Source organism: Petrotoga sp. DB-2 (assembly GCF_054051725.1).
The window spans coordinates 1-225 of the sequence record NZ_JBSVZD010000110.1 but is presented as its reverse complement, the minus strand read 5'-3'; the positions used below and the strand labels follow the sequence as shown (position 1 = coordinate 225).

The following is a 225-nucleotide window of genomic DNA, read 5'->3' as shown; positions in this document are numbered from 1 at the left end:
GGCGTTGTGCAGATGTTGAAAGAGGCATCACAGAAGAAGCAAATTATTGTTACTACCCACAATCCGGAGATGGTGAGACATACAGATTTAGAAAGCATTCTGCTTATCTCTCGAGATAAAGAAGGTTTTTCTACCATTTCCAGACCTTTTGAGAAAGAAGAGGTAAAAACATTCTTAAAAAATGAGATAGGAATTGAAGAACTCTATGTACAAAATCTCCTGGAG

The 225-nt window shown here is 37.3% G+C and carries 1 pseudogene; it reads left to right on the top strand.

The features are described from left to right. Positions 1 to 225: pseudogene (locus tag ACW9JY_RS10660) on the top strand (AAA family ATPase); the annotation flags it as partial.